An 8,708-nucleotide genomic window follows, 5' to 3' on the forward strand; every position below is an offset into this window, starting at 1 on the left:
GCCGGCCACGGCCGCCCGGTAGGCGTCGGTGGTGACGTGGAAGCCGCCGGGGACCGGCAGCCCGGCAGCGGCCAGGCGCGCGAGGGAAGCCCCCTTGCCGCCGGTCGTGGCCAGCTCGACCGCCGCGGGATCCGCGAGCGGCAGCGTGAACGAGCTGGTGACCTCGGTGCTCATGACGGTTCCCCTTCTTCTGGCGGAAGATCGTCGCCGAGCGACTCCCGCAGCTTGGCCCGCGCGACCGCGTAGGCCTGGTCGACGAACTCACGGGTGGCGTCCGCACAGGCGGCGCGGGCGCCGTCGGGCGGTGGGTGGTCCGCGGCAAAGGCGCGAGCGAGCGTGTCGCCGATCAGCTCGCCGGCGCGCTCGTCGGAGACCCGCAGAGACTCGGGCATCATGCGCAGCGAGACCAGTGAGCCGTGCAGCACCGCGGCGAGCACGGTGAGGTGGTCCTCGACGCTCATGTCCTCACGCACCATGCCGTGTTCCCGCAGCGTGGCGAGGTACTCGCGGAACGGGGCGACCATCTCGGGCGTGGTGGTGCTGGTCTGCTTGCGGGCCACGAGCTTGCCCAGCACCGCGGAGTCCTGCACCATCGCGGCCTGCAGCAGCGGACGCCGGTGGATCTCGTGCGCAAGATGGCCGACCAGTCCCGGCAGGGTCGCGGTCTCCGGGCGTTCCCGGAGGCGCCGCCGTACCGTGCCGATCATCTCGGCCCTGTCCCGGCGCATGAGGGCGGCGAACAGATCCTCTCGGCTACCCCAGTGCAGGTAGATGGTGCCCTTGGCGACGCCGGCGAGCTTGGCGACGTCGTCGATGGTGGTCTTGTCGTAGCCCCAGCGCAGGACGAGCTCGGTGCCGGCGTCGAGGATCCGCTCCGCCCGCTCGGCCCTGCGCTGCGCCGTGCCGCGTCGTCGCGTCGGTGCTGCCGCACCCATGCCGCCTCCGCTCGTGAAAATGTGACCAGATTCGTTGATCTGGTCATATTTGAGGCTAGACCTGGACACTGACCAGGTCAACTGCCTGTGCATGACCGGTGATACGAACCGCCCCGCAGGTCACGGAACCTTTCACACGGGTCTCCGCGTGGAGGAGCTCGTGAGGCTCTGACTAACTGCCAGTGCCTCGACGAACCGCACGACAAAGGTCCGCCCCCACCAGCCGATCAGGCATGGATTCGCGTGAGAACCCATGCCTGATCACCTGGCGGAGGCGGACCTCTGTCCGCCGTCGGCCGAGGTGGAGCTAGCCGACCGACACGTTCACGCCCGCCTGGGACGGCGCCACCAGGCTCGTCCCGGCGTACTTGACGATCCACCTGCCCGAGGAGGCGGCGCGGACCGACGTCGAGAACGTGCCGTCAGAGCCCGTGGTGACCTCCTGCTTGAGGACCGGTGCCGCCGAGCCCGCGGGGTCGAAGTACACCTTCACCGCCACGTTCGGCGCCGGCCGGATCGCCGCGCCACCCGTGCTGACCAGCTGGACCCGCTCGACGTCGCCGCTCAGCGTGATGGTCCGCGCCGTCGGTACCGACGTCCGCGAGGCGGTCACCGTCGTGGTGCTCGCCCGCTTGACCACGATCGTCGTGACCGTCGGGTCCTCGACCAGCACGTTGTGCGTGCAGTTGCTGGTGCCGCCCTCGAGGCCGTCCCAGTCCGGTGCGGAGCAGGCCTTCATCTCGTCGCGGATGCCGATGTCATAGATGCCGGCGGGGAGCGTCGGGTTGAAGGTGAACGTCGCGTGGCTCGTGCCGAGCCCGGAGTGCGTGAGGTCCCGCTGCACGCGGTACCCGTCGGGGAAGTTGCCCTCGCCGCGCCGGCTCTCGGCGCTCAGCCAACCTGAGGTGCCGCCCACGGTGAAGTCGAGGCTGCCCACGTCGACGCGACGCTGCACGGGGGCCAGGCCCAGCACGACGTCGTGTGTCATCAGGTGGTCGCCCGCCGTGAAGCCACCAGCGGTGGCGGTGACCGTGCCCTCGCGCAGTTTGGTGTCGCGGGCCCGTTCCGCCGAGGTCAGGGTCCACACCGCCTTCGCGCCCGTGTCGGTCATCGGCATCTCCGCACGCCACTTGCCCGACGCGCCCGGCTTCTGCCGGGTCGTGAAGTAGCCCCGGTCGTCCGTCGTGAGGGTGTCGATGAAAACCTCCGGCGCGTCGCCCGAGGGGTCGAAGTACAGCTTGACCTCCTGGCCCGTGGCCGGCGAGTAGTCACCGGTGCCGAGGCTCCGGATGTTCGCGGCGCCGTGGACCGAGATGGTCGAGCCCGCGGGTGCGCTCGACGTCGAGGTCCAGATCAGCGGGATGTTGCGCTTGGCCCGGAACGGCACCAGGACCGGGTCCGCTGTGCGGATCGGCACCTTGACGACGCCGTCGGTGGTGGTCACGTCGATCTCGGCGTTCACCGACACCTCGAAGGTGCCGGACTCGACGTCGGCGGGGAGCTGGACGGTCGAGGTCCACGTGTTCGCCGTCCCGGAGGCCACGAACTGCGCGCCGGTCAGGCTGCGGCCCTCGGGATCGATCATGGTCATGCGCCCGGAGCGCATGGCCGCCGAGGAGCCGTTGTGCGTGATGGCCAGGGTTCCGGTGACGGACCCGACCACGTCCCCGCCGGGCGGCAGGGAGATCTTCGCGGAGACGACGACGTCGTCCACCTCGTTGGTCACGCGGTCCGCGGTGATGCCCGGCGGCGGCGCGGTGCTCACCTCGGCCGCCACGCTCGGTGTCGCGGCGACGCCGGTCATCAGCAGTGCGGCCCCGAGCGCCAGGCCCAGCGGCGCACGCATCCTCGATCTGTTCAAAGCAGCCCCCTCGTCAGAGGGACGCGGACGCGTCCCGCCCAGCCAGATGTTCTCCCGGCGGGCGGGAGCGGGCCACGGGAGGCGGTGATGCGGCCGGGTGAATTTCCCTCGCCCAGCTCGGTAAATCGGACGCCAGGTAAGAATGGGGACTATGCAGACCGACGGACGCCAGGAGACGCCGAACGAACGCGCGGACCGGAACTGGAACGAGCTGCTCCAGGAGCTGCGCGTCATGCAGACCGGCGTGCAGATCCTGACCGGCTTCCTGCTCACGCTGCCGTTCCAGTCCCGGTTCGCCGACCTCGACCGGTACCAGGTGACCGTCTACCTGGCGCTCGTCATCGCCGCGGTGGTCGCAACCGCGCTGATCGTCGCCCCGGTGAGCGTGCACCGCGCGCTGTTCCGCAAGCGCATGAAGGGCAACATCGTCACGCTGACCGACCGCATCACCCGGATCGCGCTCGCCGTGCTCGCCCTGGTGATCACGGGCGTGGCGGTGCTCGTCTTCGACGTCGTGGTCGGGCGGACGGCGGGCATCGTCGCCGGCTCCGCCGCGCTCGTGCTGATGGTGCTCCTGTGGGTGCTGCTCCCCGAGGCGCTGCGCCGACGCGGCTGAGCGGGCCCGGCACCTGACGGGCGTCAGGGCTGGTCAGAGAGTTTTGTGCCAGGCCTCGATCCGGTCCACCGCACGCGACACCGTGTCCAGCGACGACGCGAACGACAGCCGCACCCACTCGCCACCGTGCACGCCGTCGAAGTCGGTGCCAGGCGTGATGGCGACGTCGGCCTCGGCGAGGAGGCGGGCGCAGTACGTCACCGAGTCGAGCCCGAACGAAGCGATGTTCCCGTACAGGTAGAACGCGCCGTCGGCCGGGGCGACGGGTCGCCAGCCGAGCTCGCCGAGCCGCTCCAGCAGCAGCGTGCGCGACGACGCGTACCGCGCCACGTTCTGCGCGGCAGCCCCGTACCCTTCGGGCGAGAAGGCGGCGATGCCCGCGTGCTGCGCGAGCGCCGGCGGCGAGAGCGCCACGTTGCTCGCGAGGGCGTCGACGGGCGCGACCAGCTCGTCGGGCAGCACCAGCCACCCGAGCCGCCAGCCGGTCATCGCCCAGTACTTCGAGAACGAGTTCACGACGACGGCGCCCCGGTCGACGAACGTCGCCGCCGTCGCCTGCGCCACCTCGTCCGAGTAGGCGATGCCGTGGTAGATCTCGTCGCTGATCAGGCGCACGTCGTGGTCGGCGCACCATTCCGCGACGGCCGCCAGCTCCACCGGCGTGATCATCGTGCCGGTCGGGTTCGCGGGTGAGGCGACCATGACGCCGTCGAGCCCGCCCCCGTAGTAGACCTCGTTGAGCTGCGACACCGTGGGCTGGTAGCGGGTCTCGGGTCCGCAGTCGAGCTCCACCACCTCGCAGCCCAGCGCCGACAGGATGTTCTTGTAGGCCGGGTAGCCGGGCCGCGCGAGCGCCACGCGGTCGCCGACGTCGAACGACGCGAGGAACGCGAGCACGAACCCACCGCTCGACCCCGTGGTCACGGCGATCCGCGCGGGGTCGACGTCGACGCCGTACCAGCGCTGGTAGTGGCCCGCGATCTCGGCGCGCAGCGCCGGCACACCCATCGCCTCGGTATACCCGAGGTTGCCGTCACGGAGCAGCGCGATGGCGCGCTCCCGCACCACGTCGGACGCACCGGTCGACGGCTCCCCCGCGCAGAGGTTGAGCACGTCCGCACCGGTGGCGCGGCGCGCGTTCGCGGCGGCGAGCACCTCCATGACGGCGAACGGGGGCACGTGGGACCGGCGAGAGACCTTCATGTCGCCATCATGGCCCACGGCGCAGTCCGACGGCGGCCCGCCGGGCAAGGTTCACCAGCGCACCCGGCCGAATGTCAACGACGCGACGCCGTTGTCGCCGAGGCTGCTCCAGGCGATGTGGTCTCCGTGGATCCCGACCGCGGCCCGGTCGCGAGAGAGCCGGACGACGCTCGGCGCGCCGTCCCTGTCCACCATCGCGTAGGCAGCACCGTCCTCGGTCGACCACGCGACGGTCCCGGCGGACACGTCCAGGGCGACGACGGGTGAGGCACCCTCCACGTGGTAGGTGGTGAGCGTGCTGACGTCCACCAGGTAGAGCAGGTCACCGGCGGCGAAGACGAGCCGCCGTGCGTCGTATCCGAGCGCGGATACCGCTTCGTATCCGATGTCCTGGTTCCGGATCGAGAGAAGCGTCTCCGGCTCCACATCGCCCGGACCGGAGAGCAGCTCGAAGACAGTTGTCGTACCGGATCCGGCCCCGGAGGCGGGGCCCCCCGAACCCTCCTCGTACGCGACCAGCAGGCCGTCCGGCGTCGATCCCAGGGCACAGACCCGCTCCCGGACACCGGTGCGGACCGGCACGGATCCGTCGAGCGCCGCCGTGTGGAGCGTCTGGTTACAGCGGGTCCGTGCGACGTTCGGCGTGGTGGTCCATCCGAGCAGCGTGTCCGCGAGCGCCGCCGTCCCGGCCTCCGCGACCTTCAGCGCCGACGAGTCGCTGACCGTCGTCACCCTCCCCTCCTCGTCCAGGAGCCGCAGGGTCCACGGCAGCGTCCCCAGGATCTGGGTGTTCGGCGTCTCGAACCAGGCGGCACGGTCCCCGTGACGGGCCAGGCCCAGGGCCTGCGGCCAGCGCCCGTCGACCTGCTCGGTCTCCGCCACGGGAACCACGTCCCGCCATCCCTCGCCGTCCGGGGCAAGTGCCTCAAGCGTGGACGGGCCGGGGATGAGATCGCCGTCGAGCGCCGGGTCCGGGTCGGACCAGTGGAGCACGCTCTCGCCCGCGCCCAGGGTCGGGGCGTCGGCCTCGACCCTGGCGGCCGTCGTCCACCGGTGGTCGACGACGACGTCGACACACCGCTCGACGTCATGCGCGTCCGCGGTGTCGATCACCCCGACGACGGTGAGGCTGCCCCAGCCGGCGGACATGGTGTCGACCGAGGTCGTGGGCGCCTCGTCATCGGGCCGGGTGCACGCCGCGGTGTCCGTGTGGTCCAAGGGCAGAGCGGAGATCCCCCGGCCGTCGAGCCCGAGCACCGTGCGCAACCACTCGCTGCCGGGCAGCACCACGGGACCCAGGCCGGGCATGCGGACCGGACCGGCCAGCAGGAGGCCGAGGACCAGCACGAACACCCCCGCGACGGTCACCACGGCCTGGATCACGCGCCGTCGTCGGGCCGCTGCCCGCGCCTGCCGCAGCACCTGGCCGCCGTCGGCCCGGAACTCCGGCACGGCGTCGATCGCCGACGCGCTGAGCAGCGAGCGCAGCCGCGCGAGCCCGCGGGAGTTGGTGGACTTCACCGTGCCCGCCGAGATGCCGAGCTCGTCGGCGACCTGCGCCTCGGACAGGTCGAGCAGGTGCCGCAGGACCACGACCCGGCGCTGCCCCAGGGGCAGCGAGCGCAGCGCCCTGCCGAGCTCGTCCCGGACCGCGACGTCGTCCGCGTGGTCCGGCAGGGGCGAGAGCGGCACCACGCCGTCGTCCGTCACGGCGGACCGCCGGTCCTTGCGCCAGCCGTCGATCCGGAGGTTCATCAGGATGCGCCGCGCGTAGGCCCGCGGCTCCCCCACCCGGGCCTTCGCCCACGCCCGGTACGTCCGCTCGAACGTGGCCTGGACCAGCTCCTCGGCCTGATGCGCGTCGCCCGACAGCAGGTACGCCGTCCGGTAGAGGTACGGGCCGGCCGACGTCACGAAGTCGACGAACTCGGCGTCGGTGTCGCGCGCGACCAGCACGCTGGCGCGTGCCGGGTCGACGACGGGCTGCTCGGCTGTCTCGGCGTTCATGCCACCCACCACGGGCAGGACCACGCGGAGGTTGCCTGGTCCCCCACATGACCGCGCACCGGGCCATCATGCCGCCAACTTGCGCCCGGCTGCCCTTTCGGGCCGCTTGTGAAAGTTGTAACATGACCGCCATGGCGCTGGGATCGCGCGACGACGCAGACAACGACCCCCTCCGCCGGGCCGCGCAGTACCGCGTGGACCGGGAGGCCGAGGGGGAGCGCGCCGAGCGGCCCGCCTCCCCCGGCGACGCCGACGACGCCGAGCCGGCCGAGGACGGCGCCGACGAGGGCCGGCGTCCGGGCGCAATGAGCGTCGAGGAGCGCTCGCGCTACGTGGACGTGGTGATCGACCAGGCGATGCGCCGCGGGGAGTTCGACAACCTGCCCCTGCACGGCAAGCCGATCCCGGGCATCGGCGGCAAGCACGACCCCGACTGGTGGGTCAAGGGCCTGATCGAGCGCGAGAACATCACCGGCGTCCTGCCGTCGGCCCAGCTCCGGAAGGACGACGCCGAGCTCGACGCCCGGCTCGACCTCGAGGCGATGGAGGAGCGCGTCCGGGAGATCGTCACGGAGTTCAACGCCCGTGTCGTCGACGCCAGACGACAGCTCCAGGGTGGCCCACCCGTCGTCACGCCCACCCGCGACGTCGACGAGCAGGTACGCAGGTGGCAGGAGCGCCGGGCAGCGCGAAGGGCCGCCGCCTCTGTCCCGGCGCCGCGACGCGGACCGGGAGCCTCGGCCGGCCGACCCTGGTGGAAGTTCTGGTGACCCGGGTCAGAACCCGTACGCCGTCACGATGACCACGGCGGTCATCAGCCAGTAGGGCACCGAGCCGAGCGCGAACCCCAGGCCCGCGGCGATCGCCATGCGGCCCCGGTGCGCCCCGAACCGGCTGGAGACGGCCCCGACGGCCATCGTGATACAGCCGATGATCGTCACTCCCTCGGCGGCTCCCTGGGATATCAGCATCCCGAGGATGAGCGCGACCAGCCCGACGACGGCCTCGTTGCGGGCGAGGAACGGCCCGCCTCGGCGAGCCCGCGGGTGAGTCTCCTGGTGCGTTGTCATGGCACATCGCCCCTCGTGCCCTACGTAGGAGTGGGCACCTCTTTCCAGCATCGCACCATGACCCTGTCTTCGCCAGGGCCCGCCGGCTCAGGCGCCGGGCCGCTCCGCGGCCTCCTGGGCGAGCACGTAACCGCGGAACCACCGCCCGGTCTCGCGCCACACCTGGTCCCGCGCAGGCTTCGCCGAGAGCGTCGCGTCGTGGAGCCCGCCGGCGATGCGCACGAGGGTGGTGAGGGAGCCGAGATCGGGCACACGCCGGGCGATCCCGACCACGTCGAGCACCGAGTCGGTGACCTTCATGTCCTCGGTCCAGCGCGTGGGGATGCTGCTGCGGGCGCTGAGCAGCACCAGCACCGGCACGTCGATGCCGAGACCGCGGGCGACCTGGTCCTGCCCACGGAAGATCGCGGCGAGCCAGGCGGGCGTGGCGCGCCATCCGGCGTCGGGCCGCCAGGCGACGTCGTAGTCCCACTCGCCGTCGAAGCGGGACGAGATGGAGCGCGCGTAGAGGCCACGGTCGAGGTTGACGAGCTGGCTGCGCGGCACGAGCACGGACTGCACCCGGATGCCGGGCTCCATGAGCTTGCGCCCCGCCTCACGCGTCTGGAACTCCAGCCACGGGCCGTTCAGCACCAGCCCCGCGACCCGCTCCTGGTTGCGCGCCGTCCACAGGCTGAGGATGAGGCCGCCCGTCGAGTGGCCCATGAGCACGAGCCTGCGGTCGGACCCGGCCTCACGCCCGTGGCCCATGACCTCGAGCGCGGCCTCGATCTCCTCGTCGTAGGTGGTCAGGTTGCGGACGTAGCCCGGGGTCTGACCCTCGCGCAGGCTGCGCCCGTACCGCCGCAGGTCGAGCGCGTGGAACCGCACGCCGAGCGACTCCCAGAAGTCGGCGAGGTGCGTCTGGAAGAAGTAGTCGAGCCAGCCGTGCACGTAGAGCACGTCGACGCCGGCGTCCGGCGGGCCCGCGGGCTCGCCGTCGGTGGGCCGGTGCGCCGCGCCGGGCAGGCGCAGCC

Annotated in this window: 8 protein-coding genes; 2 read left to right on the forward strand and 6 right to left on the reverse strand. The window is 72.0% G+C overall.

Annotation, left to right across the window (positions count from 1 at the left end):
• Nucleotides 1-170: 170 nt before the first annotated feature.
• Complete coding sequence (locus PROKR_RS30330) at nt 171-935, reverse strand: TetR/AcrR family transcriptional regulator (protein ID WP_051432540.1); 765 nt, start codon at nt 933-935, stop codon at nt 171-173.
• Nucleotides 936-1,242: 307 nt separating this feature from the next.
• The gene (locus PROKR_RS00235) at nt 1,243-2,796 is read right to left on the reverse strand and encodes a hypothetical protein (RefSeq protein WP_157601778.1); all 1,554 of its coding nucleotides are present in this window, start codon (nt 2,794-2,796) and stop codon (nt 1,243-1,245) included.
• Nucleotides 2,797-2,947: 151 nt separating this feature from the next.
• Here PROKR_RS00235 and PROKR_RS00240 point away from each other — a divergent pair, with 151 nt between their 5' ends.
• Entirely contained in the window at nt 2,948-3,412 is a 465-nt protein-coding gene (locus PROKR_RS00240; protein ID WP_036958724.1) for a DUF6328 family protein, read from the forward strand.
• Nucleotides 3,413-3,445: 33 nt separating this feature from the next.
• Here the strand turns inward: PROKR_RS00240 and PROKR_RS00245 are convergent, their stop codons facing one another.
• Entirely contained in the window at nt 3,446-4,615 is a 1,170-nt protein-coding gene (locus PROKR_RS00245) for an aminotransferase class I/II-fold pyridoxal phosphate-dependent enzyme (RefSeq protein WP_036958726.1), read from the reverse strand.
• A 51-nt stretch (nt 4,616-4,666) separates the two neighbouring features.
• Nucleotides 4,667-6,622 (reverse strand): SigE family RNA polymerase sigma factor, encoded by a 1,956-nt coding sequence (locus PROKR_RS36705; RefSeq protein ID WP_157601779.1) that lies wholly within the window; start codon nt 6,620-6,622, stop codon nt 4,667-4,669.
• A gap of 131 nt (nt 6,623-6,753) precedes the next feature.
• Between PROKR_RS36705 and PROKR_RS00255 the strand changes: the two genes are divergently transcribed.
• Nucleotides 6,754-7,392: a DnaJ family domain-containing protein gene (locus tag PROKR_RS00255; RefSeq protein ID WP_036958728.1), complete on the forward strand. Its 639-nt coding sequence runs from the start codon at nt 6,754-6,756 to the stop codon at nt 7,390-7,392.
• A 6-nt stretch (nt 7,393-7,398) separates the two neighbouring features.
• Here the strand turns inward: PROKR_RS00255 and PROKR_RS00260 are convergent, their stop codons facing one another.
• Both PROKR_RS00260 and PROKR_RS00265 read right to left on the reverse strand, forming a co-directional pair.
• Nucleotides 7,399-7,692: a hypothetical protein gene (locus PROKR_RS00260; protein ID WP_036958729.1), complete on the reverse strand. Its 294-nt coding sequence runs from the start codon at nt 7,690-7,692 to the stop codon at nt 7,399-7,401.
• Nucleotides 7,693-7,779: 87 nt separating this feature from the next.
• On the reverse strand, nt 7,780-8,708 hold a 929-nt coding region (locus tag PROKR_RS00265), incomplete at its 5' end, for an alpha/beta hydrolase (protein WP_084800167.1).

The organism is Promicromonospora kroppenstedtii DSM 19349, assembly GCF_000515355.1.
Taxonomy (GTDB): Bacteria; Actinomycetota; Actinomycetes; order Actinomycetales; family Cellulomonadaceae; genus Promicromonospora; species Promicromonospora kroppenstedtii.

What these genes read in the sequence shown, in the direction of transcription:
- PROKR_RS30330 (WP_051432540.1), bottom strand. Translation starts at nt 935, where the DNA reads ATGGGTGCGGCAGCACCGACGCGACGACGCGGCACGGCGCAGCGCAGG.
- PROKR_RS00240 (WP_036958724.1), top strand. Translation starts at nt 2,948, where the DNA reads ATGCAGACCGACGGACGCCAGGAGACGCCGAACGAACGCGCGGACCGG.
- PROKR_RS00245 (WP_036958726.1), bottom strand. Translation starts at nt 4,615, where the DNA reads ATGAAGGTCTCTCGCCGGTCCCACGTGCCCCCGTTCGCCGTCATGGAG.
- PROKR_RS36705 (WP_157601779.1), bottom strand. Translation starts at nt 6,622, where the DNA reads ATGAACGCCGAGACAGCCGAGCAGCCCGTCGTCGACCCGGCACGCGCC.
- PROKR_RS00255 (WP_036958728.1), top strand. Translation starts at nt 6,754, where the DNA reads ATGGCGCTGGGATCGCGCGACGACGCAGACAACGACCCCCTCCGCCGG.
- PROKR_RS00260 (WP_036958729.1), bottom strand. Translation starts at nt 7,692, where the DNA reads ATGACAACGCACCAGGAGACTCACCCGCGGGCTCGCCGAGGCGGGCCG.